The sequence below is a fragment of the Nitrosarchaeum sp. genome (assembly GCF_025699065.1).
Lineage (GTDB): Archaea > Thermoproteota > Nitrososphaeria > Nitrososphaerales > Nitrosopumilaceae > Nitrosarchaeum.
On record NZ_JAILWF010000001.1, the window covers coordinates 99,312 to 123,490 of the forward strand.

Consider the following 24,179-nt stretch of genomic DNA (forward strand, 5'->3'; position numbering starts at 1 on the left):
TTCAATAATTTTTAATAACAAAGTTAGCTATCAAAAATAACTCCGATGCAAGTTATTTTTACATCTTTAATGGTTGTTTTAATTGTAATTTCAATTATCCCTGTATCTTTTTCACTCCCAACTTTAATTCAAGATGAATCATTACAAATTCAGACAGAGAATTGCACTGATGGGTGGTATGTGACAGGATATTTTCTTCCATTAGAAACTGAATATTCATCAGATGTCACTCCTGTCAATATTGATGGAAAGTGGTATGGGTTTCCAATTGACTTTTTGAACGAAGTAAAGGTTCAAGGATGGGGGAAAACAGTTTTTGGAGATTTTTTAGGTTGGAATGAACAAAAATTCTATTTTAATCCTATTCCATTGGATGCAAACGATAATGAATTGATTATTGGTACTGTTGCAGTTGATCCTGAAATTATAAAAATGAATTCAAAAATCACAATTCCAAACTCTCCTTCCCCTTGGAATAAAATCGTGTTTAGTTCAAATGATGTAGGTCCGGCCATTATTGGAAAGCATATTGATGTGTATACTGGTGTTGGACTAGATGCTAGAAAAGAAGCATTTAGAATCACAGGTGATGACTATTCTGTATGTGTTGTAGATAATATGTTATATTTACCGCAAAAAAATATTCTTAAAGATTTTAATTTTGAAATGGCTAAAAATCAAGATTGGATAAAAAATATTTTTTTATGGTATGAACAAAATAGAATTTCTGAAACAGAGGCATCAAATGCTTTGAAATTCTTAATTGAGCAACAAATTCTAAAAGTAAAGTAAGTTTCTTATGGTTTTATGATGTCTAATCGTGGTCAAATCTAAATAAATGGGGCATTCTTAGAAAAAATATGAAGAAAGTTTTTGTTAATGGTTATGGTTCTATTGGGAGCAGAATCACATCTTTTCTAAAAGATGATCCTGAAATCTCAGTGATTGGCGTGGGAAAGTATTCCCCCGATGATGATGTCAATATAGCAATTTCTCGTGGGTTAAACGTCTATGTACCAGAAAGAAAATTAAACGATTTTAAGAATTTCAAAATTACTGGAACCATAGAGTCAGCTCTTAACGACTGTGATCTAGTAATAGATGCATCTCCAGGAGGCCATGGTTACAAGAATAAAAAAAATCTCTATGATCCAAAAAACCTATCAGTAATTTATCAAGGTGGTGAGACTACTATGGGTGATGAGGCAGTTTCTGATTTGTTGTTTAACTCAAGGGCAAATTATGACTTGGCCATTGGAAAAAAACATGTCATGCAGGGCAGCTGCAACGTTACTGGCATGGGACGCATTTTGGAACCGTTAAGAAACAAATTTTCAAACAAACTAGTCAGATTTGATGTTACGTTAGTTAGAAGATGGGCAGACATTGAACAAACAGATAAACAAGTAATCGATACTATCGAAATGACTGAAAAACCTCATCACGGTGATGATGTAAAAATGTATTTTGGAAAAGATGCCCCGTTATTTGTCCGTGCAATTAAAGTTCCAACCAGGCAAATGCATCTTCACATTATGGATATACGTTTTAATGATAAAGCACCAACTCCTTCAGAAATTCATGAGATTTTTACAAACGAATTTGGTGTGGCAGTTTTATGGACTGCAAAGGGAACAAAGGACATTAGGGATTATGCCCAAAACATGGGATTTAATTTTACAGACACAAACATGATTCACATTCATGCAAACATGACAGTATCAATTGGCGATACAGTTCAAATGATGTATTCTGATGATCAAACAGGAATTGTTATTCCTGAAAATCATATGCTGATGCAGGCAATGCTGTTTGGAAAATCATACAAGAATGCATTTTCTCATACTGAATCAATATTTAACATGAAAGAAAGAAAACAAAAACTAGAATCTCATTTTGCAAGAAAAAATTAATTTTATTTCTTTATTTTTTCTATTCTGATTTTTACAGGTTTGTTTTTAATTACTTTTTCAACGACTATTCTAACATCCTCAAATTCAAGTTTATCTCCTTCTCGAGGAATGTCTTGTAATCTTTCATGTAAAAGCCCGTTCAGTGTAGAGTAATCGTCTCCTTCAGGCAAATCTGATTTGAAAATTTGATTTAGTCTGTAAATTTCAATGTCTCCGTTTGTAATTATCGTCTCTTTATCAATTGACTCAAATTCTTTTGGTGGTATGTTGTCTGTTTCATCTTCAATATCGCCCACTATCTCCTCGATTAGATCTTCAAACGTGACCAATCCTTCTACCCCACCATGTTCATCAATCACGATTGCCATGTGTGTTTTTCTGCCTTTCATCTCTTTTAGTAAAGCACTTACCATTTTTTCTTGAGAAGCAAACACTGGCTTTCTTGCAACTTGTTCCAATGTGACCATCCTTTCTTCTTTTTCAATGTGTGTCAGTATGTCCCTTACATGTACAAATCCTACAATATCATCTTGAGATTCTCCAAAAATCGGTATTCTTGAATGAGGGTTTTCATTAATTAAAGGAAGAGCATCAACTAATAACATCTTTGCAGGAAGTGAGAACATTTTTGTTCTAGGGGTCATCACTGACCTAATTACGGTATCATCAAACTCTAATGCACTGTGAACCAAATCACTTTCATCTTTTTCTAATGCTTTGTCTGCAAATCCTTGTTCAACTATGCCTCTAATTTCTTCTTCGGTGATTAACGGACCATGGTGACTACTACCAGTTAATTTTACTATCGACACTGTAATTATTTCCAACATTTTAACAACTGGCCAAAACGCATAGCCAAAAATCAGCAAAACCGGTGCAAATCTTAGAGCCACTTTTGTTGCATTTGCATTACAATATGTTTTAGGGGTAATCTCGCCAAATACCAAAATAAGAAATGTCATTATTCCAACGGCTATTGCCAGACCATTATCTCCAAATACTCTTAATGCAATGCTGGTTGCAAATGCCGAAGACCCCACATTTACTATATTATTTCCTAGATTTACACTTGACATCATCCATCCTGGATTAGATTTTATTTTGTAAAGTGCATTAGCCCCCTTTACTTTTTGTTTTAGTAGTTGGTTGACAGTTGACTTTCTAGTTCCTACTAACGCAACTTCCAGACCACTGAAAAATCCAGATAATCCTATTAGCGCAGCTAACGCTGTAAGTTCAACCCAAAGTTCTACCATTTCATACCCCGTAAAATCTTGTTAGAACAATATTTGTTCTTCATTTTATTTTTTATGCACCATCTCTTGGTTGATAATATTTTGTAAACCCCTCTTTTAAGGATTAATGTCTAAACAGCATAAATAATAAAAAAATTGTTTAATTGAGGCTAGTTCTTAGGTGGAATCGCAAATTTATTTTTTGGATTATTGTGATATTCTACTGGAAGCATTGCATCTTTTTGCCTGCCTGTAAGAATGCCTACTACCACATCATCTTTTTTGATAATTTCTTCGTTTATCAATTTTTTAATTCCTACAACTGATGCCCCTGAAGCCATTTCACAATCAAATCCATTCAAACCTACTACTGCCATGCCGTCTAACATCTCCGAATCTGAGACGGTTGTTACAACACCATTTGTAAATTCTAATGCACGTAATCCTTTTAGAATATTGGCAGGCCTTCCAATCTGAATTGCAGTAGCTTTAGTTTTCGGCCTAATGCCTTCTTTGTCTAAATGATCATAATATCTTGAAATCAATTCTGTGTTTGTATTTCCTTTATTCCAACGTAGTTCTTCTCCTTCAAATTTCCCATTATACAAATCAGATAATGTGCTTGCACCTTCAGAATTAATCACTGCAATTCTTGGTATTTTTTTAATCCATCCCCATTCGTATAACTCCATCAATGCTTTTCCACAACTAGATGTGTTTCCAAGTGCACCGCCAGGATATACAATCCAATCCGGAGCTTCCCATCTCAGATATTCTAAAGCTCTAAACGGAATTGTTTTTTGCCCTTCTATTCTAAATGGATTTATGGAATTCACTGTGTATCCGTTATGGTTTTTTGCGTCATCAAGAGATTGTTTTAACGCATCATCAAAATTTCCATCTACCTGAATAATTTGAGCTCCGAATTGATACGCTTGACTTAGCTTACCTGGAGCAATTTGACCTGATGGGATGTATACGTCACAGTTGATTCCTTCATTTGCAGCAAACATGCCAGCAGATGCGGAAGTATTTCCAGTTGATGCGCAAACAATTTTTTTTGCTCCCACCATTTTTGCATGGGTTACTGCAGTTGCCATTCCGTTATCTTTGAATGACCCACTTGGATTGTATCCTTCTGGCTGCAACCATAATTTGTTATTTGCAATCCCTACAAATTCTGCTGCTTTTGACATTTGATAAGGCTTTGATTGTCTTCCTTCTGAACCGTCTAGTGAAACTAAATACTTTGAACACTCGGCAACATTTTCTGTGTCTATTTGGCAAAAATTAAGAAGTTCTCTAAATCGCCAAACTCCACTTTCATTAAATATATTTTCTTGAGAGTCTCGCCTCTGGTAAAATGTTTTTTTTAGTTGATCTGAAGGTTTGTTTTTATATTTTACATCTAATAGATGACCTTTTTCACATTCTACATTAGTACTCATTATAGGATATTCTAATCCACAATGAGGGTCAATACACTTGAGATATGCGTCACCTTGCATTGTCAGTTAGCGGAATCAGTGATAATTTAAAGTTAAGAATGGATTTCATAGTGGAAATTAATTTGATTTCTAAATTCCAACAAGCTTAAGTTCGTAGATTTTAGATTAAAATCATGGCACGAAAGAAAAAGGATTTGAAACAACGCCAGAATCTTCAGTGTCATTGGCATTGTCCTTGTGAAGATTGTAGAACTGATGAAAATCAGCAAAATTATTAAAAACAATCCTCATATTCAAAACTCTGCGTAAATCTTTAATTTTATTATTTTTGAAGAAAATTAGTGATTTTTGATGACCTCTTCAAACTTTATCATTACCGGATTTAAAAGAAGACAAAAAATTATCAATGAAGTAGAAATCAAATCCCAAAGGCTAAGAAATGAGCTCAATATTGCCGAATCCAAACAATTTGAAGATCATGCTTTATTTTTAAAAGAGGAACTAGGCAGATATTTTCAGCAATACCGTGAACTTCTTGTTAGTCATGGAATAATACCAATACATCGTGTTGGTATTCCGGCTCTTACAAAAGAAGAATTAAAAAAAGCTGAAGAGTATAATCTTAGATTCTAAACTTTTAGATTAGATTAATGCAATCGAAAATTAATCATGGTAACTTATAATGACTATTTGAAAGGGATACTAGAAAAGGTCCAAATTGCATATAGTACACTTGAAAAACTCGAGGATAAACCAGGTGATCTTGACACCATTAAAAAAGAAATATCAAAGATAAAGGGATTCTTTCAGGTCTTTGTTACTAAAACCGATAACGAAAATAATCAAATATCTGATTTTACAGAACTAAAATCCAAGTTTGAGTATTATCTGGATACATATTCATTTGAAAAGGAGATAGAAACTATGGCTCCATTATATGCCAATGATTCTAATCGATTAAAAAACATGCGACTAAAAATTTTAGAATCACTATCAGACAAAAAATTAATGGATGATATAGAGTATATTTTAGATAAAATCTAAAACATGGAAAAAAAAGATAAAAAATGTATTTTATGTGGGTGTAAGGATCATCGATTAATCGGATGTTCGCGTCATATTGCAAAAAAATGCAGTTGTCATGTTGAAAGTTGATTTAAAAAATAATTAATTGCTATTTTCTTTTAGGGCCTGATCTTTCGTGGAAATTTAAGCAGCATTTGCATTCTTTTTTTCTGCATTCTTCTTCTGTTCTGTGATCACATATCCCACATTCACAACCGCTTGCCATGCATTTCTATAACATATTTACAATATAACTAATACTGCAAATTTTTCTGATTTTCAGGTCAAATGGTTCTTATTTTTTTGACTTTTGTTTTTTTGTTGTAGGTTTATCGGGTTTACCTTCCAACTCTTTTTCCATCTCTGCGGCTTTATTGTCAACCACTTTGATGATCTCTTGTATTAACCCATCAAGATCACTGTCTGAAGGTTCGGGGTCAACTGCAGTTGCAATATCGTTGATGGTACTTGAAATTTCAGCACTAACTTCCTCAAAGCTCTCTGGATCTTCGTATGCTGCATTATACAGGCTCTTGAGGTTATTTACATGATTTACTACTTGATCCGTTAATGTGAGTCGGAACTCTGTTCCATTAACTTCAATAATCTTAGTAATCATAGTTCAGATTTCAATTTCTGTTCCTTAAAGGTTTTTAGTTGAAATATGTTGATGTTTGGTGCGTCAATTCATTATACTAGAATACAATATAGTCCAAAGCTGCCGCATCGCTAATCAGAGTGGTGTGTCTTGAACCTAAAACATAACCATTCTTGATATCGTTTGCTGGAACCCATCTGTTTGTTGAAGTATAGTGTCTTTTCTCAGCTAATTCTCGTTCTATTGCTTCTATGTCAAACTCTCCTTCTTCTACTTCTTGAGAAGAAAGGTGTTTTATTGTGACTAGTATTTTACTGACTTTAACTCGATCACCAAATTTCCACTTTGATGGAGGGTTTTCATCAGAAACTTCTAAAACTTTAATCTTCATCTGTTTGTTTCCAAATGCATCATAGCTGATCAAAGTTCTTTCATCTGTAAATTCTTCAAAACTTACTCGTGATTTTGTTGCCTTTGCTTCAGATACAGTTTCCAATAATGATTTTGATTGAAATTCACTTTCATCATTATCCGATTGTGATTTTTCAACACTATCTTCTGTCATGTTATGAATTACCATCAATCATTAAAAAACGCTGTGCTGTTAAATTTGTCAGTTAGGCACTAGTTCTATGTTTGTTCTTAAATGGCATCGTTTGTTCTTCAAGATGAAGATTTGTTCTTTTACCGTCAATTTTTGCAAATATTTCACCATCATATGTACAAACACAATCTGTTATTTTTTTTGACTCATCCCAAATCTTGTAAAATTCTCTTAATTCCCTATTTTCATACAGTCCCTGCCCAATCCTTTTTTTTGAAAGAAATTTGAATGCCAATATGACTTTTCTTTCTTTGTATATGTCAAATGTTGTAATCCATTTTTGACATCTCTCAATCTGATCTGCAGGTACAGGAAGGGATGTACTTGTTCCAGACTTTGCCTCTATGCTAAAAATCATACTAGATTGAGTGTTTACTGCCAAGACATCAGGTAATGCGATACTTGGTGATCCTAATCTGAATGCTTTCCAGTGGTCTACCGAGTTGAACCTTTTTACCAGCGTATCTTCCCAATTATACCCTCGTTGTCTACGTGTACGTGCAATTTTTTTATTGTCTTTAGCCTGTTTTTGTTTTATTATTGAAATTGAAGTCAATTTACTACTCATATTTCTTTGTACATAATTTGGGTATAGTAAAGTAGGTAATTACAAAATAACCATTACAAAGCATCATGTGACTATTTTCAATTATAAATTATTGAACACATATGCTAAAGAAGAATGTAACAATTGATGAATATTTTCAAACAAGATTTTTTTAGGTTGTAACGTTGTTTAATCTCAAGAATTTTTGGCACTGTCTTTTGATTCTTTATCTCGTAATTGATTATAATCCAACATTATTTTTGGCAGTTTGTCGTCAGGGTTTGGGGTTATGCTGTGTTTTTGGCAATACGTAAAATAATTTGGCCAGTTATTTTTTGCTATTCTTTTGAAATCCTCACCAATCATATGATCATACCAATCAATTATTGTCAAACCATATGCAAAGAACCGATTAAGATATTGAGCAATGCCTACAGGAATTTTTTTCTGTAATGCTAAAAACGCAATCTCATCTACAGTGTTTAGATAATCATTTGCATATCTGTGGCAGTCTTCTGTAGTTTTTAGAATTGAATTTTTATCTAGTCTATTTGTGAGATCCTCGTGAAACCCTCTCAGTAATTGAGAATATGTTACTTTGGTATTTTCTCGGAGGTTTCTCCAAGTTAAAATCAGTGTAATTACAAAGATTGTTGCAGTAATTGAACTAATTATTACTGCTAATGTAGGAGTATCAATTTTTTGGATTGATTGTAAAAATACTCCGTAAAGATTAAGGAACATACTGTTAATCATTTTCACATATATTATAAGATGACTAGACAAATTATTTGAAAATCAATAACCATTACAAGTGTTAAATTACTATTTTTTATTTTTAATTAAGTCGCAATGAGTTTAAGAATCCCATTTTAGAGATATTTGACATGCTAGATAGACTGGCCAAAAATTTAGGCATATTAAAACAAGAATTTGTAAAAACATATGATGGTCACAGTCACATTCAAGAGATAATTCCTAGCTGTTCATCAGAGTTTTTTCCAATAGATGAATTTCATTTAAAATTATTGCATAAATTTATTGAAAAAAATCCAATCTATCATAATTCTTATGAAAAAAAAATTGCTGACACATTATGTACAGTTTATGAAGGAGACATTAACGAATATTGGCTTAACAGCATCAAACATGGGTCTAGCTGCCAGCCATTTTATCCAACATGGGTTATTTCAGCATACATTGCAACATCAATTGCAAAAACTCTCCAATACAAAGAACTAATCGATATAGGTTCAGGAGATGGCAGAATTGCATACTGTGCAAAAATTTTAGATTTGAAAGCAACTAGTATTGAAATTGATGATGTGTTGGTGGAATTACAAAATAATATTTTATCTTCAACAAACATTAATTTCAATCCAGTATGTGCTGATGCGATTGAATTTGATTATTCTGCATTAAATTTATCATTTCCAGTATTTTTTATTGGAGGACTACCTCAGATGGGAGGTGATGTTTTAGCAAAAAACATCATTGATAAAATATCCACTACAAACCTTAAAAAAAATACATGCATTGTTTTTGCTGGAACGCATTCAAAAAGACAACTTTCAGGAAACCAATCGATAGGGGGATGGAGTTCATTGATTGACAGTCACCGTTTACAAGTAATTAAAACGGTTTTACTTCCAACCATTTGGACTTTTGATCAGATGTCAGATACTCCGTACATCTATACAAAATTTAATTAATCATACTAAAGAGATTTCAAAATTATAATTATTATTTTCAATTCCACATTTTTCTATCTTTATATGTTGGCCTTCTACAGGAATCCCTCTAGATAGTTTTCCGATTATTCTGATGCTTTTTTCTATTTCAATTAGACAAAAATAAGAATTGTTTTTCCTTGAAAATTCGATAATTTTACCTTCATGGGCTCCTTTTCGCCATGATACATCTCTAAAACACTTGTTGCAAAAATCAGATGGAGGCCATACAACTTTTTGACAATGGTTACATTCTGCTACCATAAAATTTCCGTTTCTTAATTCAGCATCAAAATTCATCTTTCCAATACCAGAACAGTCGAAGATGTTGACGCTGCAGACATGTTGTGAACTAGACCTATCTCTGCATTGTTTACCTGTCTTTTATCTGCAGATGATTGCAATTGTTGTGTTATTTCAATTGTTTGTGCAATCCCTGTTGCTCCAAGTGGATGTCCTGCCCCAATTAAACCACCTCTTGGATTTATTTTAAAATTATCGGTTGTATGTAGTTCTTTTATCATGTTCATTCCTTCTCCTTTATCAGTAAAGCCTAGCGATTCTAAAGCCATTGGTTCACAAACAGAAAATGCATCATGAACTTCTGCCACATCTACATCTCTTACACTTCGTTTTGACATTTGAAATGCTGATGTTGCAGCAATCCTTGATGATTCCATTGAGCTAAACGTTGTATTTTTTGTAAATCCAGCTGAGGTTGTTTTTTGCCCAATTCCTGAAATCCAGATAGGTGTATCAGTATATTTTTTACATATATTTTCAGATGCAAGTAAAATTGATGCCCCTCCTGTACATGGTCTTGAACAATCATGTAATCTAAGATCATCAGTTAATTTTTTAGAATTTATTACTTCATCTAACGAATATGTTTTTTCTGAAAGTGCATTTGGATTATTCTTTGACTGTTTGTGATTTTTTACTGGCACGATTGCTAAATCTTCATCAGTAATAGAAAATTCTCTTTTGTATGCTTTTGTAAATATACTTGCCCAAAAAATTGGATGTTTAAACTCTCCTCTTGAATTATCCCATTCCAAAATTTGCCCAGGACTGTCATATCTTTCAGCACCGCACACTAAAACCACATCTGCCAATCCTGCTGAGATGTAAGAATATGCAGATGCGATTGCATTTGTTCCAGAATTGCACAAGCTTTCTACAGAATGGGCAATTTTAGGCTCAATTCCAGACATTTCTGATAAAACTGCAGACAGGTATTTTGAGTTATTATTAGTAGAAACCAATACCGCATCAATGTCATTTCTACTCAAATTAGGACTGACATCAAATAGTTTTTTTGTAGATTGTAAAAGCACGGATTCAATCTTTGAGTCGTCTTTTGAGAATTTTGTTAATCCGTATGATGCAATTCCTACTTTGGACATCATCTTTCCTCTGAAAATGTAGTTGTAAATAATTTAAAAGAATCAATTACATCACCGACAGGATTGAATTGTATTGTTGGTAAGTTAATTCCAGTATCTCTAAATTTTTGCAGTTGCGATAGACATTGATCAGGAGTGCCTGCAATTGTTAATGATTTTAGCATGCTATCTGAGACCAACTCATGATTTGTTTTAAATCCAGATTTTTTAAACTCTTCATATATGTTCTTAGTTTCACTCTCAAATCCATTTTTTGATAAAAATTCCCGATAAATTTTTCCAACAGATATGTAAAATGCCAGAGTTTGTTTAGCTCTATTTATTGCAATTTCCTCATCGTGAGATACACAAGTAATAATTTGACATGTTACATCAATTTTTCTTTTTGATTGCATTTTTTGAATTGTTTTTTTCATCTCATTTAGTGGTCTTAAATAAAAAATTACTCCATCTGAAATCTCCCATGTCAACTCTATCATTTTTTGATTAACTGCTGCCAGGTATATTGGGATTTTATTTCTTGGTGGTGTTATCAGCAAAGAAAAGTTTTTCAAATTGAATATCTTTCCAGAATAATTAACTTGTTTTCCAGATAAAACAAGTCTTATAATTTCGACATATTCTTTCATTCTTAAAACAGGATTTTCAAATTTGTATCCGTGAAAACCTTCTACAATTGGCGTGCTGCTTGTTCCAAGACCCAAAATCAAACGTCCTTTTGATAATGTGTCCACAGTTGCAGCACCCATGGCAATAGACGATGGGCTCCTAGAAAAAATATTAATTATTGATGAGCCTATTTTTGGTTTCAATGCTTTTTGTGATACTGCACCTAACATTGAATAATTCTCCATCCCCCATGTTTCTGGAATCCATATTGTATCTACATCAGTATGTGATAGTATTTCTGAGCATTCTAAGACTTGATTTACTGTAAGAAGAGAGCCTAAACTATATGCTATACGCATGGATTAACTCATACGATTGGATATTCTAGTGTTTCCGATATTTTAGAAAATTTGGTCACTCTTCGTATTCAGATGCTTCTAGGAACTCTTTTTTTGAGTTTTCCAGCTCACTGCAAAACGGACAATTGCACATCATCTACAATGCTTATTGCATAATTTGGATTTAAGCACAACAGTTAACATCATATTCATGAGCCTAAAGTTTTGTGACTAATGTTTTGTCCAACTCTTTTAGCATTGTGTTAATTATGATTGAGGTTGTTTATTATGAAATTAATTTCTAATCATAATCGTTGAGTGAGCAAATTTTCGAAGAAAAACCTAGTTCAGAAGGAACATTTTGGGACGATGCCACAAAATATGCTGCGTCTGCAAATGTAGATGAGTCATTTGTAAGTGAGATAGCATACATGATGGTAACACTTCACAGAACTGGGGCATAAAGAAATTAATTATTTTATTATTTTGTTTATCTCTAATGAACATTCTTCAATATCTTTGAATGAATCAATAGAATGCCATATTACATTTTTGAATTTTACTGTTGATAGTTTCCTTTTTTTTGCATAATCTGGAAAAACTGTTTTTTCTATATCTCCTTTTTTTGGCAAATCTTGTAGTATTTCTTTTTGTAAATGATATATTCCTGCATTCATCCATACGTTAGGAATCTCTTTTTTTTCTTTGAATTGTGTTATCTTGTCTCCATCTATCTCCACAACTCCAAATTTTGTTTTTAATTCAATTGATGCAATTGAGTTTTGTTTTTTTACTAATTTTCCAAGATCAATGTTTGTGATTGTATCACCATTTAAAACAAAAAATGATTTATCTTTTATTGATAATCCTGCTTGTTTAATTGCTCCGCCTGTCCCTAATGGTGTCTTTTCTACTGAAAATTTTATCTTTACATCTAAATTATTTTTTACTGCAAGAAAATTTTGAATCATTTCTGTCTTGTAACCTGTGCAAATTGTAATTTCTTTTACCCCGAATTTTTTGAGATATGATATTTGCCATTCTATGATTGGAATGTTATTTAGAGGCACAAGGGGTTTTGGAACATAATCGGTAATAGGTCGTAAACGTTTTCCTCTTCCACCAGCCAAAATTATTGCATGCATTGAAGTGTCATGATAAGATAGACGTTATAACTTTAATTGGACCTGTTAAATCATTTTTTTAAAATTTTTCTTGATGTATAGTATCGTTTCTTTTTACAAATTCCACAAAAAAGATACCCATCTTTATGTCTAATCCAATAATGACGTGTATGATTTTTGGATTTTTCCATAACTATGATGTTTTTAGAATTTTGGTTATTTTATTCAATTCACATGATTTTGTATTGTCACATATTGGAAAAAATCAAACGTGGCCATTCCAAAATAATATCCGATTGCCGTTAATGCAGTACTCCATATGCATGACCCAATCAAAGTGAAAATAAGAAATTTTAATGGAGGCATATTGAAAATTCCAGCTGGAATCGATACCAGTTCACGAATCCCTGGAATCAATCTCCCTATGATGACAGATTTATCACCATATTTTGCAAACCAATTATCAGCTTTTTCTAAACTTTTTTCTTTGATTCTTGCATATTTGAGATATTTTATCAATCCAATTCGCCCCACTTTTTTTGCTATCATGTAAATTACAAAAGCACCAACTGTTGCACCACATCCTCCAGTTATTCCGACTCCAAAAATATGAAATACATTCATATCATTTTTTAGTATACTGTATCCTGCTAAAGGAAATACTGCCTCACTTGGAATTGGTGGAAAAACTGTTTCTAACAAAGCAGCTAGAAATACACCAGGATAAAGGTTCTCAGCAACTAGTGAAACTATCCATTGAATGAATGTGTTTATTTCATTCAAATTATTTTTCTTCCGTCAAATAATAATGCAGTTCAGTATAGCATTCAGTACAATATTCTTGATCATTTGTATGATCACAATCATAAACCTTCGATACATCGTTATTGCATTTTGCGCAAATTGGCATAATTATAATCCTCTAGTTTTTCACTATCTTAATTGCACCTAATGCAATTTGAATAATTGCTGGTGCAAATAGCATAAGAGGATTTCTTTCTACTCCTTCAGGAGCAGGAGTAAATATCATTGCTAACCCACCAATTAGAATTAAAACTCCTGAGATAATTATTAGACCGCCCAATCCTTTTGATTTTTCTCTAAGAGTAATGAAAAATGCTATGATCGGTAAAATTATTGCTGGACCTCCTAGTCCCATGCCTCGTTGCATATCATTTAATGGTAAAAATCCATCACGATCTGCATTGCCCATTGAAACTGCAACGTCTGCACCGTATAACGCCAATAATACAATAGATATTCCCGTTATTATCATTGCTACTTTTATTGCCATGTTGGAAATCGCCATTTACAACATTTAAACCAATCAGATAGATTTTACTTTTACTTTGTCTTTGATCTGAGATAATTCATTCAATAGTTGATCAATAGTCTGATTATTTGTTCCAACAATATTCAAATGACCTAATTTTCTTAATGGTTTAGAAATTTTTTTGCCATACATTTTAAGAAAAACATTTTCTTTAGAAATATTCAATGTACTGTATTCACCTTCAAAATTTTTTGGACCTAAAATATTATACATAATGGTAGGATGTAAAAGCATAGTATCTCCCAATTCTAAACCCAAAATAGCTCTAAGATGTTGCTCAAACTGAGACACTTTGCTTGATTGCAATGTATGATGCCCAGAATTATGCACACGTGGTGCAATTTCATTGATTAGAATTTCATCTGTTTTTGTAACAAACATCTCTATTCCGAAAATACCAGCTCCTTTTAGAACAGTCATAGTTGTTTGTGCAATATCTTCTGCTTTTTTTGCAACTTTTTCAGTTACTCTTGCCGGAGCAATTGTTTGGCGAAGAATATTCTCCTCGTGAATATTTTCCACTAATGGATATGTTTTGATTTGGCCTTTAGTATTTCTTGCAGCAATTATTGAAACTTCCATTTTAAAAGGAACAAATCTTTCAAGCATGAGATTTTTTTTATTGAAATAATCAAACGCTGCTTGGATTTGAGATGATGAGTCTATTTTGAAATTACCTCTTCCATCATATGCATCACGTCTTGCCTTTAGTAATGATGGATATCCGAATTTTTCAAGACCTTGTTTTAAATCTGAAATTGAATTTACCTGTAAAAATTCAGGAACAGGAATATTATTTTCGGCTAAAAATGATTTTTGTAAAAACTTGTCTTGAATTATTTTTAATGTTTCTGGAGACGGATTAATCTCTGCATCTTTTTCAACTGATTTTAATACCTCGCTGTCTCCAGATTCAATCTCATATGTTATAATGTCTGATTTTTTGGCAAGCTCAATTATTGCATTTTTATCTTTAAAATCTGCTATTATTTGCTCAGCACCAACTTGTGACGCAGAACAATCTGCTACAGGATCCAGAACTATTATCTTTGAAATGTGTTCTGGCATTTTCTTGGCAGCTTCTGTGATCATCATGCCAAGCTGCCCTCCGCCTATTATCCCAAGAACTTTGCCCATGCTTTTTTCTTGAATATCGATTAAAAATATCTAATGCTATTTTTTAGATGTATTCTATCTTGTAATATAGGCTCAATTCATCTGAGTGTTATTAGAGATAACATACTTCTGATTAACTGTAAAAGCAACAAGCATACATTATGATTCACAATATTGCAAATGATCCAGAAATGAATTATTTACTAAAAATCACAGATTCATTACTAATCAAATTAAAACAACAAATGTCATAATCTGAAAATCTAATTATCAATATTATTAAAAATAATCAAAAAGGATGATTTTTCTTAGTCAAGCCTACAATACGCCATTATAGATAATAACTTGCTTTATTTTTCTATAATTATGAGCTACACAAAAAAACCACTAGTCGGAATCATCATGGGTTCAAGTTCAGATAGTAGAATCATGAAAGATGCAGCAGAAGTTTTAGATAAATTCAAAATTAAACACGAAGATCAAATAGTATCTGCACATAGAACCCCTACCAGATTAGAAGAATATGGCAAGTATGCAGAAAAAATGGGATTTAAAATAATAATTGCAGGTGCTGGAGGAGCAGCACATCTACCTGGCATGATTGCATCACATACAATAATTCCAGTAATTGGAGTGCCAATTATGGTGTATAACGACAAACAAACCAAAAGAGCAGATAATTCCAAGTTCTCTTCTTTTGGCGGATTAGATTCTCTTCTTTCGATATCTGAAATGCCCACAGGATCTCCTGTAGTGGCAGTAGGAATTAACAAAGCAGGAAATGCTGGAATATATGCTCTTAAAATTTTGGCAAATGAATTTCCAGAATTAAAAAAGAAATTAAAACTACACAAATCCGAACAACATAATTCAGTTCTTAAAGAATCTGAAATTCTAAAAAAACAAGGCCTTAGTAAATTTGTTCAAAAGAAATTCAACTAGTTTATGTCAATAATCTAAATTGAATATTTTTCTTTTTTAATGTCTCAATTAGTTTATCTGCTTGTTCTTTTCCTTGTGTTTCTAGACTTAGTGTAACTCCGGCAGAACCTGCATTTATGTTGGAACTTAATCTGTCATGCACTACTTCGACAATGTTTGCGTTTGCTGCACTGATTTCATCTACTATTTCTTTAAATGCTCCAGGTCTGTCAGGTAACAAAATAGATAATTTAAGTAAACGTCCCATAGTTGCTAACCCTTTATCTACAATTTGTCCTAAAAGATACATATCGACATTGCCTCCAGTTAGTATAGGAACAACTTTTTTCCCGGGTGATGGTTTTGCAGATATTAAGTAAGCCAAACCTACTACCCCAGCTGGTTCTACTACAAATTTCATTCTCTCCATGAGTAAGAACATTGCTTTGATGATGTCTGAATCATCAACCAATACTATCTCGTCAATTAGTTCTTTAATTATTGAAAAAGTTGTTTGCCCCGGTACTTTAACCGATATTCCATCTGCAATAGTTCTTTCGCCACCACTTGATGTTAAAGACCCATTTTTTACTGATTCATACATAGATGGAAACGATCTTGATTGAACGCCTACTACTTTGATCTTTGGATTTTTTTCTTTTATGGCAATTAAAACTCCTGCTGCAAGTCCGCCCCCACCTATTGGCACATACACTTCATCTACATCTGGCAAATCCTCTAGAATTTCTAATCCAATTACTCCTTGAGCAGCTATGATCTGTGGATCATCAAAAGCATGTATCATTGTCGCACCTGTTTTTTGTGAAATTTCTTTTGCTTTAGCAGATGACTCTTCATAGTTGATACCCTCTAAGATTACATTTGCACCGTAACCTCTAGTTGCAGCTACTTTTGATGGTGATGCGTTTTTTGGCATAACGATAGTACATGGTATTTTTTCCAATGAAGATGCAAATGCAACTCCTTGAGCATGATTCCCAGCTGATGCTGCAACCACTCCATGTTTTTTTCCATCAGATGATAAATTACTTATTTTATAATATGCACCACGGAGTTTAAACGATCCCGTTTTTTGTTGAAACTCTGCTTTTAAATAAACTTCAGAACCTGTAAGATTGCTAAATGTTGGCGAATACACTAATGGTGTTTTTCGTACGTCTTTGCCTCGTAATGAGTTTGCGTTTTGTATTTCATCATATGATGGATTCATTAGAAATTCTGCTAGATAAAAGAGATATTTGACTTCTTCCATTGAATGATCGGATTTTTATTCCAATTTTATGCACAAATTTTGAGAATATGGCCAATAATCATAATAATAACACAAATTCATTCTCCATGTAGTTGAGAGTAGGATTTTTTTAAATTAACTAATAAATTAGTTTTGTAATAATTTTGAAAATTCATCTAATCGCTTTATGATGCTGTCTTTTACAGACTCGGACATCTTACGAGGATCAAATAACCCTTCTTTTGTTTTATTTTTAATGAATTCGATATCAAATGTACATAAACATCCTTCTTCTCCTGTTATTAATCGAGTATCATCAATAAGAACAGGACTAGTCTGATATGTTTCAACTAGCAAATTATCTAAATCCTTGATCAATTTTGTTTTTTTATTTGACAATTCTTGAAAATCCACTTCAATTTCATTTTCTATTTCTTTGTATATTTTTTCTCTAAACTCATCATTTTCATAAAATATTTCAAATAATTTTTGATGATCAAAATCTTTGTAGCCTTTTTCTTTTAATTTATTTAATACAAATTGATCACTGTTATCAGACATTTGTTTTTCCTTGTTTTTTGTCAAATCAATTATGTCCGATAATTCCTTTTGTAATTTGATTACTTGTTGATCCGGTTTATAGTATAACAGAACATGGTATTGCAAAGACATATGTCCAGAAATCAGATAATTTCCTTCTCTTATCTCAAACTTTGTAAAAATCCTTCTAACATCCTCGTTGTTTGAAATAGAAATTTCTTGAACTGACCAGTCTTTCAAGTTTTTAATGATTGTTTGATAAAAATCGTTTACTAATGCAGGGTCAAATGTTTTTTGTTCTGTAATTGTTGCATCACCTAACATAACCTGGACATTTTTTAATTTTGTAAGATTTAGAATTTTTTCAAGAAATTGTTGTTGAATATCCTCATTTTTCTTATTTAGAAGTTGAATGTAATCATTTGATGATCTAGATCCTAATCGCACAATAACTATCGAATTTTTACAGTCATTAAACCTTAAGATTTTGTATGTTTTAAATACAAAAATAAGCTATTTCCTTTATGTCCAAACCTAAAATAATCTGTAATCAGTGCGGATCTACCATCGTGCAATACTATAATGAAGGTTATAAGGGGAATAGGGGAAAATGCCTTATCTGTAATACGGATTTTCCGTTAGAATAGAGTGATAAAATGTCTAAAATTAATGAATCTGATAAACCAAAAATGAGTCAAAAAGATACTGTTTCTAAAGAACAGTCAAATCCAAATGTGTTAGATGTACTACTAGGTAAAAATGAGCAAAAAATAGTAGACTTTGATTCAATGATATTAGAAACACAGAAACGAATTTGGGGCGCATTGAAACAGGGTTATGAATATGTCGGGATAACTGATGATTCTGAAAAATTTCTCAGAAAAAATGTTTTTGCCAAATTTGACATGATTGCTCTATATGTTGATTTAGTAGGGTCTACCACTATGACCTTGGAACTACCTGAAGAAAAACTTGCAATAATAATTAGTTCATTTGCTCAAGAGATGGCATCAGTAATTAACTTGCATAGCGGTTATGTTTTAAAATTTGTTGGTGATGCAGTTATTGGATATTTTGTTGCATCAAATAACGGATTATTAGCTGCAGATAATGCACTAAGCTGTGCAAAATCAATGCTTGCAGTAATACAAAAAGGCATCAATCCAATTTTGAATCAATATGATTATCCTGATTTAATGGTAAAAATCGGGGCTGACTTTGGACAGAGTATTGTTGTAAGATATGGTTCCAATCCAGATGTGTCACACGTAGATTTAATGGGACCTGCAATGAATATTGCATCCAAAATTCAATCGCTTGCAAAACCAAATCAAATTTTATTTGGAGACGATGTCTATCGCAAATTACATCCTAGCAATCAACTTTTGTTTAAGGAAGTAGTATGGAAAAATAATGAATGGAAATACCGTTCAAGATTATCTGGTGAAATTTACAAAGTTTATGAGTATATCGGTTAAACAGTAAATTTACCAGGACACTCAACGTGTTCATAATGATGTTCAGTGAATTTTTCTTGAATTACATAAATTACAATTTTATGCAGATCTCCATCTAGGATGTTTTTATTACATCGTATACACGTCTTAGTTATTTCTGTCATGCCTATTTGCGATCTAAAATTGGAATCTATAAGGATCAGCGATCAGCTCAAATTGAGCTAAAATGACTGTAAATTAGCTTTATTGCATATCAAACGCCTAAAGACAAGGCAAAAATATGGCAAAAATAGCGAGTTATCATGGAAGATTTGCCAATAAAACATCTCAAAGACCTGTATGGACTAAATCCAAACATACCTCATTTAGCATTACAATTTCCAAGACTTCCTCCAGGATTAACAAACCAAATGTTCAAAATTTTTGAAAATCCAATGAAAGAAAAATTTGCAGAAGATAATGCTATAATTAATAAAAAATTACAAGGGTTTCAACAGTCATATCAAAGATATGCCTCAGGTTTATTGACAATGAATTCTAATGGAATTATTCCTCCGGGACATCCATTGTTTAATCGAGTAAATTCGGTCAATACATTAAAAGCTGAAAATGACAAACTGTTAAAAGAAAACCTAGAATTAAAGAAAAAATTAGACGAGAAAAAAGATTCTCATTCAAAAATGAACTAACAAGGTTCAATTGTGATTTTCAAACAAGCCTATTTTGAAAAAGTTTATTCTACTAAGTAAGAATGCTTATTAATTTCAAATTTAATTTTTAATATGGCAAAAACTCCATCTGAAATTTGGAAAGATAAAATTGTTCAGTACAGGAAAAAATGTCAAAGTATCATTGGATTATCAAAGAGTATACGATATGCAGGAATAGTAAATGCATATGGTAGAACTTTAACTGGAATTGTCAGACCAAATGTAAAACCATTATTAAAATCAGAACAAGTCAAAAATGAATTTTTCATAATATCTACATTAATGACACTAAGAAAAGATACAGTAAGTGCGGTTGGAAAACTCGATTATGTTTTATTACAACATCAAAAAGTATCTATTGTAATTTTTCAAAAAGATGAAATGACATACTACATTTCAATTGATAGATCTGCAAAAAATATTGATAAAATAATCAATACAATTAAAAAAACAATTTAGGCGGGAGTAAATCCGTGATATCCACTTGTTTGTTCTGTTTTATCATCAAATGATGGTTCAAATAATGAAATTAAATAATCGTCAGGATCCAAGATAACTGCATTTTTTCCAGCATCCCTATCTACAATTTCGCGATGAATTTTAACACCTTTTGATCTTAATTCCTCAACTGCAGATGAAACATCACCTACCAAAAATCCAATTGTAATTCCGTTTTCAATTGAGCTTCCTATATGCTGCGCTGTGAGTGATGCCGGATGTAAACTCAACAAAGCTCCAGAGGTGCCTAAATCTACCCATGATCGTCTCTGTCTTTTTATTGGCAAGCCAATAATTTCATGGTAAAATTTCAATGATTTATCAATGTCTTTAACTGCTAAAATGACATTTCCTACTTTTTTGATATTCACATAAACCCTACTCCAAAGTATGTTAAATTCTTTGTCATTGAACTTCAATCATGGTTTCAGTTCTTTCTACCCCGTTTATTTTTTGAATTTGATTGGTAATTTCTTTAATTTTTCCAAGGGTCTCAACCTCAATAATGGCAACTGCATCAAATTGGCCACTTGTAGGAAATGAATCATAAACAGAATTTACTTGACGTAGTCTTGCGGCAATTAATTTCTTAGGGGATTTTACCAACACTATAGCTCTTACCAACCCATATTCACCTCTACTTCAATTAGTGTCTCAGTAGTTACAATCTCTTTGATTTTTTTAAAATCAATTACTGTATTGTTAATTTCATCAATACTTCCATGCAATACTGCAGCAATATCTGCTCTACCGGAAACCACCATAGTAGTTTTTACTATTTTACGTTTTTTCTTTACAATGTCAACAACTACATCAACTTTACCTGGTTTTACGGTAATCAAGCACAATGCTTTCATATTGATTATATGATCTTAGAGCGAATAAAGATTGCTTTAGTCATATGCATCTTGAGACCTAGATTCTTCAAGATATGCCCTTCTTTCCTCATTTACTTTTTCTTGATCAATGACAATATCATCATCTACAATAACAATTCCCATATCGTCGCTTTCTTCTTTTGATTTTTTGGGCTTTGATTTTGTTGCTTTTGCCTTTGATGTGGAGGGTTTTGCCTTTGAAGCGGTTGTTTTTAACTTTGATTTTACTGCCTTAGTCTTTGAGGCAGTTTTCTTTACTGTCTTTTTTTCAGCCATTAATGTCGAAAAACAAGAGGCTACCTTGTTTTTAAATATTATGCAGAATATTTTTTTAAAAATTAATGAATATGGCGCTTATTTTTTGAAATATTTCATCAATAATTTATTGTTGTGATAATTCATATTTTCAGAATTGATAAATGGGTTAAAATCAAGTTTTGAATTTGGCAGGAATACCAACTTGGTCATCTTGGGTTAACCCCATCAAATACATTAAATTATCTACATCTCCTTGATATGTAATTTTTTGAGAATTAATTGCCTCAAGAATTTGCAGTTCCCCTGCTATAATGGATTTATGGGTTTTAGTATCTAAGGTAATTTTGTATCGTGCATCTGCGTTATTTCCATCCTGGATTATCAACACATTGTTTCTGAAAATAAGTGTGAAGGATTTGTCAACATCTGGATAATATACATGCATGATGGCTTTCACATTATCTGCTTTCTCTGATTTTAATTTTGTAGGTAATACTCGCAATACTTTTTCAATTGGAATCTCTTCCAAATCCACGTAATTTAATTTTGTAGATTTTTCATCAAATTTTATTTTATCTTCCAATTCCAATGCTTTAGTTAACTCCAGTTGTCTTGCATCTAATGATAACACTCTTTGTCCTAATACACGTAATGTATTTGCCTTTAACAATTTAGCTTCCAAATTTTCAGGGTCTACGTACAACACATAAGTTACAAGTTCAGATGCCCATTCATATTCACCATTCTTAATTGCGTTTCTAACTTCAAGTAGTGTGTTATCAATTCCTCCAAAGCCACTTACGATTTTAGAAGATCTTGTTTCTAAATCAACTTGATGTAAAAATGCTGCATCTTCTTCATACCAACCAACTGTTCCATAATAGATTTGTTTTACATTCCATGGAATCTGTCCTTTTGGATATGCAAGCCATGGATGGTTTTCAAGTGTTGGAGGTAATTTAATCATGGCAGATATCTCATCTATTTGATATCCATTGTTTATTCCTCTGATTGTTTGATCATAAACATACTGTGTAGCATCTCTGGTTGAAACCAAAATATCTCTGACATTTTCTGTTCCAAGAACAGGTTTTACGTGGGATAAAATCAGAGATTGTGGTTTTAGTGGAATAAACTCATCAATTATTTGCACATATGTCATAGGATTGTGATATTCCATACCACCAAGTATGTGATTATTTGGAAATATACCATATAGATTATCTCCGATTAAAAGGGATTGATCATCAGGAAGCCACATATAGATTTGTTCAGATGAGCTATCCCCCACATGGCCTAAACTCATCTTTACTCCAGAAATATTGAGATTGAATTTATCTGAAAAGGTATCTGTTGGTGGAATATAATTAATACTGCTCAATGTTGGAGGAACATAATATTTAGAATTGATTTGATCTCCATTAGGTAATAAAGAACCCGATGTGTAATAATTTCTAAGTCCAGTGAATTGATTCAACATAATATTTTGCTTCACATAAAAATTCAAGTTATTGTCATGAGAGATAATTTCAACATTTTCGTCACCATACTCTAAAAATGCTTTAGTCCCACCAACATCTTCGGAATTGCCAGATGTGTAAATTATTGTTTTAACTGGTTTAGTTGTGGTTTTTCTAAATTCCTCAACTACTTTTTTTGCATTTTCATATGAGCTCAAAGTGTTTATGATTATGATTCCTTTTTCACCTTCAATCATCACACTGTTTGACGAATCATATCCTACTGCTACCCATATTCGATCATTTACCTTATGAATTGCTGGAGGATATCTGTAATCATGTAATGTTAAAAGTTCTGAACCCATTACAGGTTGTTTTGACAAAGAAGGGATATCCATATTCTTTTTAGGAGAAATGATATTTGGGAGAATTACTGTTGTTGTGTTTTTTGAATTTATTTCTTCATTTACTTTGGGAACAGTTGTTTCTTGCCGGATTATTTCTGCCAATCCTAATTTTACCCATGATGCAGCAGTTGATGGACTTGTACAAAATGTATCCTTGTGAGCGAATCTAAAAACCAGAGTATATCCTTCACGACATTGGGAACTATCATTTATTGGAGTCTTTTTTGTTTGAGTTGGCTCAACATTTGTAACTCGCTCAGATATTTTTGGAATTTCTGTAGGTTGAATTGTAGCATTTTGAATAATTTCAGCTAATCCTAATTCTGCCCATCTATTTGCAGTGTCAGGACTCGTACATAGATATTCGTGACTTGATAATCTAAAAATCAAAATATTTCCTTCACGACATCCCGCTTGAATACTTTCTATGGATTCTTTTGAATCATGAGATGCAAAAGATGACTCATTTACAGTTAAAGACAGTAGGATTGAAAAGGATAAGAAAATTAATCCTGTTTTTAGTTTCATGTAAATAAGTATGGTTTGTTGATTATTTACAAAATTGAATTAACATACATGGATGGTTTTGTTTACAAATATAGATCATTTTTGAGCTTTTTAGACAAGTATTGTAAATTTAGCCAAAGAATGAATAATCAGGCATATTTTTTATCTTTGAACGATTTTAAAAAGTACAAATATTTGACTGATAGGCAAATTTTGACAGTCTAT

Annotated in this window: 30 protein-coding genes; 10 read left to right on the plus strand and 20 right to left on the minus strand. The window is 32.2% G+C overall.

The features are described 5' to 3' along the window. Positions 1 to 45 precede the first annotated feature (45 nt). Both K5782_RS00670 and K5782_RS00675 read left to right on the plus strand, forming a co-directional pair. Positions 46 to 792, plus strand: a complete 747-nt coding sequence (locus tag K5782_RS00670; RefSeq protein ID WP_297463102.1) for a 3D domain-containing protein — start codon at positions 46 to 48, stop codon at positions 790 to 792. Between the two features lie 68 nt (positions 793 to 860). Then, entirely contained in the window at positions 861 to 1,913 is a 1,053-nt protein-coding gene (locus tag K5782_RS00675) for a type II glyceraldehyde-3-phosphate dehydrogenase (RefSeq protein WP_297463105.1), read from the plus strand. Between the two features lie 2 nt (positions 1,914 to 1,915). On the opposite strand, the gene K5782_RS00680 is transcribed toward K5782_RS00675, so the two are convergent. Continuing rightward, a complete protein-coding gene (locus K5782_RS00680; protein ID WP_297463107.1) occupies positions 1,916 to 3,169 on the minus strand; it encodes a hemolysin family protein in 1,254 nt (417 codons plus the stop codon). A 149-nt stretch (positions 3,170 to 3,318) separates the two neighbouring features. After that, positions 3,319 to 4,656 carry a threonine synthase gene (gene thrC, locus K5782_RS00685; RefSeq protein WP_297463110.1) on the minus strand — a complete coding sequence of 446 codons (1,338 nt, stop codon included), beginning with the start codon at positions 4,654 to 4,656 and terminating at the stop codon, positions 3,319 to 3,321. 291 nt (positions 4,657 to 4,947) lie between these two features. On the opposite strand from thrC, the gene K5782_RS00690 reads away from it, so the two are divergent. Both K5782_RS00690 and K5782_RS00695 read left to right on the plus strand, forming a co-directional pair. Next, a complete protein-coding gene (locus K5782_RS00690; protein ID WP_297463112.1) occupies positions 4,948 to 5,229 on the plus strand; it encodes a hypothetical protein in 282 nt (93 codons plus the stop codon). A gap of 36 nt (positions 5,230 to 5,265) precedes the next feature. Further along, on the plus strand, positions 5,266 to 5,640 hold the full coding sequence (locus K5782_RS00695) for a hypothetical protein (protein WP_297463114.1): 375 nt from the start codon (positions 5,266 to 5,268) through the stop codon (positions 5,638 to 5,640). A gap of 316 nt (positions 5,641 to 5,956) precedes the next feature. On the opposite strand, the gene K5782_RS00700 is transcribed toward K5782_RS00695, so the two are convergent. The 4 genes from K5782_RS00700 to K5782_RS00715 all read right to left on the minus strand — a co-directional run bounded on the left by K5782_RS00700 (position 5,957) and on the right by K5782_RS00715 (position 8,154). Beyond that, on the minus strand, positions 5,957 to 6,280 hold the full coding sequence (locus tag K5782_RS00700; RefSeq protein WP_007550502.1) for a hypothetical protein: 324 nt from the start codon (positions 6,278 to 6,280) through the stop codon (positions 5,957 to 5,959). Between the two features lie 76 nt (positions 6,281 to 6,356). Further along, complete coding sequence (locus K5782_RS00705; RefSeq protein ID WP_297463119.1) at positions 6,357 to 6,824, minus strand: hypothetical protein; 468 nt, start codon at positions 6,822 to 6,824, stop codon at positions 6,357 to 6,359. Between the two features lie 52 nt (positions 6,825 to 6,876). Then, positions 6,877 to 7,431, minus strand: coding sequence for a resolvase (locus tag K5782_RS00710; protein WP_297463121.1), 555 nt, complete (start codon positions 7,429 to 7,431; stop codon positions 6,877 to 6,879). A 174-nt stretch (positions 7,432 to 7,605) separates the two neighbouring features. Next, on the minus strand, positions 7,606 to 8,154 hold the full coding sequence (locus K5782_RS00715; protein ID WP_297463123.1) for a hypothetical protein: 549 nt from the start codon (positions 8,152 to 8,154) through the stop codon (positions 7,606 to 7,608). 143 nt (positions 8,155 to 8,297) lie between these two features. Here K5782_RS00715 and K5782_RS00720 point away from each other — a divergent pair, with 143 nt between their 5' ends. After that, positions 8,298 to 9,122: a hypothetical protein gene (locus tag K5782_RS00720; RefSeq protein WP_297463125.1), complete on the plus strand. Its 825-nt coding sequence runs from the start codon at positions 8,298 to 8,300 to the stop codon at positions 9,120 to 9,122. On the opposite strand, the gene K5782_RS00725 is transcribed toward K5782_RS00720, so the two are convergent. The 3 genes from K5782_RS00725 to K5782_RS00735 are packed head-to-tail and all read right to left on the minus strand — an operon-like array spanning position 9,123 to position 11,514. After that, a complete protein-coding gene (locus K5782_RS00725; protein ID WP_297463128.1) occupies positions 9,123 to 9,440 on the minus strand; it encodes a zinc ribbon domain-containing protein in 318 nt (105 codons plus the stop codon). Continuing rightward, positions 9,437 to 10,546 carry a beta-ketoacyl synthase N-terminal-like domain-containing protein gene (locus tag K5782_RS00730; protein WP_297463664.1) on the minus strand — a complete coding sequence of 370 codons (1,110 nt, stop codon included), beginning with the start codon at positions 10,544 to 10,546 and terminating at the stop codon, positions 9,437 to 9,439. The genes K5782_RS00725 and K5782_RS00730 overlap by 4 nt, the downstream gene beginning before the upstream one ends. Then, positions 10,546 to 11,514, minus strand: coding sequence for an LLM class flavin-dependent oxidoreductase (locus K5782_RS00735; protein WP_297463130.1), 969 nt, complete (start codon positions 11,512 to 11,514; stop codon positions 10,546 to 10,548). The genes K5782_RS00730 and K5782_RS00735 overlap by 1 nt, the downstream gene beginning before the upstream one ends. 293 nt (positions 11,515 to 11,807) lie before the next feature. On the opposite strand from K5782_RS00735, the gene K5782_RS00740 reads away from it, so the two are divergent. After that, complete coding sequence (locus tag K5782_RS00740; RefSeq protein WP_297463132.1) at positions 11,808 to 11,957, plus strand: hypothetical protein; 150 nt, start codon at positions 11,808 to 11,810, stop codon at positions 11,955 to 11,957. A gap of 9 nt (positions 11,958 to 11,966) precedes the next feature. Here the strand turns inward: K5782_RS00740 and K5782_RS00745 are convergent, their stop codons facing one another. The 4 genes from K5782_RS00745 to K5782_RS00760 form a co-directional block, all read right to left on the minus strand. Beyond that, complete coding sequence (locus K5782_RS00745; protein ID WP_297463135.1) at positions 11,967 to 12,638, minus strand: nucleotidyltransferase family protein; 672 nt, start codon at positions 12,636 to 12,638, stop codon at positions 11,967 to 11,969. A 204-nt stretch (positions 12,639 to 12,842) separates the two neighbouring features. Next, positions 12,843 to 13,400 carry a DedA family protein gene (locus K5782_RS00750; RefSeq protein WP_297463137.1) on the minus strand — a complete coding sequence of 186 codons (558 nt, stop codon included), beginning with the start codon at positions 13,398 to 13,400 and terminating at the stop codon, positions 12,843 to 12,845. Positions 13,401 to 13,539: 139 nt separating this feature from the next. Next, complete coding sequence (locus K5782_RS00755) at positions 13,540 to 13,911, minus strand: hypothetical protein (protein ID WP_297463139.1); 372 nt, start codon at positions 13,909 to 13,911, stop codon at positions 13,540 to 13,542. 33 nt (positions 13,912 to 13,944) lie between these two features. Beyond that, positions 13,945 to 15,087: a 5-(carboxyamino)imidazole ribonucleotide synthase gene (locus K5782_RS00760; RefSeq protein WP_297463141.1), complete on the minus strand. Its 1,143-nt coding sequence runs from the start codon at positions 15,085 to 15,087 to the stop codon at positions 13,945 to 13,947. 345 nt (positions 15,088 to 15,432) lie between these two features. Here K5782_RS00760 and purE point away from each other — a divergent pair, with 345 nt between their 5' ends. After that, positions 15,433 to 16,008 carry a 5-(carboxyamino)imidazole ribonucleotide mutase gene (purE, locus tag K5782_RS00765; protein WP_297463143.1) on the plus strand — a complete coding sequence of 192 codons (576 nt, stop codon included), beginning with the start codon at positions 15,433 to 15,435 and terminating at the stop codon, positions 16,006 to 16,008. Between the two features lies 1 nt (position 16,009). On the opposite strand, the gene ilvA is transcribed toward purE, so the two are convergent. Together ilvA and K5782_RS00775 are read right to left on the minus strand one after the other, a co-directional pair. After that, positions 16,010 to 17,260: a threonine ammonia-lyase gene (gene ilvA / locus K5782_RS00770; protein ID WP_297463146.1), complete on the minus strand. Its 1,251-nt coding sequence runs from the start codon at positions 17,258 to 17,260 to the stop codon at positions 16,010 to 16,012. Positions 17,261 to 17,386: 126 nt separating this feature from the next. Beyond that, positions 17,387 to 18,226 (minus strand): hypothetical protein, encoded by an 840-nt coding sequence (locus tag K5782_RS00775; protein WP_297463147.1) that lies wholly within the window; start codon positions 18,224 to 18,226, stop codon positions 17,387 to 17,389. A gap of 209 nt (positions 18,227 to 18,435) precedes the next feature. Here K5782_RS00775 and K5782_RS00780 point away from each other — a divergent pair, with 209 nt between their 5' ends. The 3 genes from K5782_RS00780 (at position 18,436) to K5782_RS00790 (ending at position 20,405) form a co-directional block, all read left to right on the plus strand. Continuing rightward, positions 18,436 to 19,257: an adenylate/guanylate cyclase domain-containing protein gene (locus K5782_RS00780; protein WP_297463149.1), complete on the plus strand. Its 822-nt coding sequence runs from the start codon at positions 18,436 to 18,438 to the stop codon at positions 19,255 to 19,257. 281 nt (positions 19,258 to 19,538) lie between these two features. Then, entirely contained in the window at positions 19,539 to 19,925 is a 387-nt protein-coding gene (locus K5782_RS00785; RefSeq protein ID WP_297463151.1) for a hypothetical protein, read from the plus strand. Between the two features lie 93 nt (positions 19,926 to 20,018). Next, positions 20,019 to 20,405 carry a hypothetical protein gene (locus K5782_RS00790; protein ID WP_297463153.1) on the plus strand — a complete coding sequence of 129 codons (387 nt, stop codon included), beginning with the start codon at positions 20,019 to 20,021 and terminating at the stop codon, positions 20,403 to 20,405. Here K5782_RS00790 and K5782_RS00795 read toward each other — a convergent pair. The 5 genes from K5782_RS00795 to K5782_RS00815 all read right to left on the minus strand — a co-directional run bounded on the left by K5782_RS00795 (position 20,402) and on the right by K5782_RS00815 (position 23,975). Continuing rightward, entirely contained in the window at positions 20,402 to 20,863 is a 462-nt protein-coding gene (locus K5782_RS00795; RefSeq protein WP_297463155.1) for a VOC family protein, read from the minus strand. The genes K5782_RS00790 and K5782_RS00795 overlap by 4 nt on opposite strands. After that, positions 20,850 to 21,068 carry an Lrp/AsnC ligand binding domain-containing protein gene (locus K5782_RS00800; protein ID WP_297463157.1) on the minus strand — a complete coding sequence of 73 codons (219 nt, stop codon included), beginning with the start codon at positions 21,066 to 21,068 and terminating at the stop codon, positions 20,850 to 20,852. The genes K5782_RS00795 and K5782_RS00800 overlap by 14 nt, the downstream gene beginning before the upstream one ends. Next, positions 21,062 to 21,301, minus strand: a complete 240-nt coding sequence (locus tag K5782_RS00805) for a hypothetical protein (protein WP_007550532.1) — start codon at positions 21,299 to 21,301, stop codon at positions 21,062 to 21,064. The genes K5782_RS00800 and K5782_RS00805 overlap by 7 nt, the downstream gene beginning before the upstream one ends. A 36-nt stretch (positions 21,302 to 21,337) precedes the next feature. Next, positions 21,338 to 21,598: a hypothetical protein gene (locus K5782_RS00810; RefSeq protein WP_297463160.1), complete on the minus strand. Its 261-nt coding sequence runs from the start codon at positions 21,596 to 21,598 to the stop codon at positions 21,338 to 21,340. A 154-nt stretch (positions 21,599 to 21,752) separates the two neighbouring features. After that, positions 21,753 to 23,975, minus strand: a complete 2,223-nt coding sequence (locus K5782_RS00815; RefSeq protein ID WP_297463162.1) for an alkyl sulfatase dimerization domain-containing protein — start codon at positions 23,973 to 23,975, stop codon at positions 21,753 to 21,755. Between the last annotated feature and the right edge of the window lie 204 nt (positions 23,976 to 24,179).

What these genes read in the sequence shown, in the direction of transcription:
- K5782_RS00670 (WP_297463102.1), top strand. Translation starts at nt 46, where the DNA reads ATGCAAGTTATTTTTACATCTTTAATGGTTGTTTTAATTGTAATTTCA.
- K5782_RS00675 (WP_297463105.1), top strand. Translation starts at nt 861, where the DNA reads ATGAAGAAAGTTTTTGTTAATGGTTATGGTTCTATTGGGAGCAGAATC.
- K5782_RS00680 (WP_297463107.1), bottom strand. Translation starts at nt 3,169, where the DNA reads ATGGTAGAACTTTGGGTTGAACTTACAGCGTTAGCTGCGCTAATAGGA.
- thrC (WP_297463110.1), bottom strand. Translation starts at nt 4,656, where the DNA reads ATGCAAGGTGACGCATATCTCAAGTGTATTGACCCTCATTGTGGATTA.
- K5782_RS00690 (WP_297463112.1), top strand. Translation starts at nt 4,948, where the DNA reads ATGACCTCTTCAAACTTTATCATTACCGGATTTAAAAGAAGACAAAAA.
- K5782_RS00695 (WP_297463114.1), top strand. Translation starts at nt 5,266, where the DNA reads ATGGTAACTTATAATGACTATTTGAAAGGGATACTAGAAAAGGTCCAA.
- K5782_RS00700 (WP_007550502.1), bottom strand. Translation starts at nt 6,280, where the DNA reads ATGATTACTAAGATTATTGAAGTTAATGGAACAGAGTTCCGACTCACA.
- K5782_RS00705 (WP_297463119.1), bottom strand. Translation starts at nt 6,824, where the DNA reads ATGACAGAAGATAGTGTTGAAAAATCACAATCGGATAATGATGAAAGT.
- K5782_RS00710 (WP_297463121.1), bottom strand. Translation starts at nt 7,431, where the DNA reads ATGAGTAGTAAATTGACTTCAATTTCAATAATAAAACAAAAACAGGCT.
- K5782_RS00715 (WP_297463123.1), bottom strand. Translation starts at nt 8,154, where the DNA reads ATGTTCCTTAATCTTTACGGAGTATTTTTACAATCAATCCAAAAAATT.
- K5782_RS00720 (WP_297463125.1), top strand. Translation starts at nt 8,298, where the DNA reads ATGCTAGATAGACTGGCCAAAAATTTAGGCATATTAAAACAAGAATTT.
- K5782_RS00725 (WP_297463128.1), bottom strand. Translation starts at nt 9,440, where the DNA reads ATGAATTTTGATGCTGAATTAAGAAACGGAAATTTTATGGTAGCAGAA.
- K5782_RS00730 (WP_297463664.1), bottom strand. Translation starts at nt 10,546, where the DNA reads ATGTCCAAAGTAGGAATTGCATCATACGGATTAACAAAATTCTCAAAA.
- K5782_RS00735 (WP_297463130.1), bottom strand. Translation starts at nt 11,514, where the DNA reads ATGCGTATAGCATATAGTTTAGGCTCTCTTCTTACAGTAAATCAAGTC.
- K5782_RS00745 (WP_297463135.1), bottom strand. Translation starts at nt 12,638, where the DNA reads ATGCATGCAATAATTTTGGCTGGTGGAAGAGGAAAACGTTTACGACCT.
- K5782_RS00755 (WP_297463139.1), bottom strand. Translation starts at nt 13,911, where the DNA reads ATGGCAATAAAAGTAGCAATGATAATAACGGGAATATCTATTGTATTA.
- K5782_RS00760 (WP_297463141.1), bottom strand. Translation starts at nt 15,087, where the DNA reads ATGGGCAAAGTTCTTGGGATAATAGGCGGAGGGCAGCTTGGCATGATG.
- purE (WP_297463143.1), top strand. Translation starts at nt 15,433, where the DNA reads ATGAGCTACACAAAAAAACCACTAGTCGGAATCATCATGGGTTCAAGT.
- ilvA (WP_297463146.1), bottom strand. Translation starts at nt 17,260, where the DNA reads ATGGAAGAAGTCAAATATCTCTTTTATCTAGCAGAATTTCTAATGAAT.
- K5782_RS00780 (WP_297463149.1), top strand. Translation starts at nt 18,436, where the DNA reads ATGTCTAAAATTAATGAATCTGATAAACCAAAAATGAGTCAAAAAGAT.
- K5782_RS00785 (WP_297463151.1), top strand. Translation starts at nt 19,539, where the DNA reads ATGGAAGATTTGCCAATAAAACATCTCAAAGACCTGTATGGACTAAAT.
- K5782_RS00790 (WP_297463153.1), top strand. Translation starts at nt 20,019, where the DNA reads ATGGCAAAAACTCCATCTGAAATTTGGAAAGATAAAATTGTTCAGTAC.
- K5782_RS00805 (WP_007550532.1), bottom strand. Translation starts at nt 21,301, where the DNA reads ATGAAAGCATTGTGCTTGATTACCGTAAAACCAGGTAAAGTTGATGTA.
- K5782_RS00810 (WP_297463160.1), bottom strand. Translation starts at nt 21,598, where the DNA reads ATGGCTGAAAAAAAGACAGTAAAGAAAACTGCCTCAAAGACTAAGGCA.
- K5782_RS00815 (WP_297463162.1), bottom strand. Translation starts at nt 23,975, where the DNA reads ATGAAACTAAAAACAGGATTAATTTTCTTATCCTTTTCAATCCTACTG.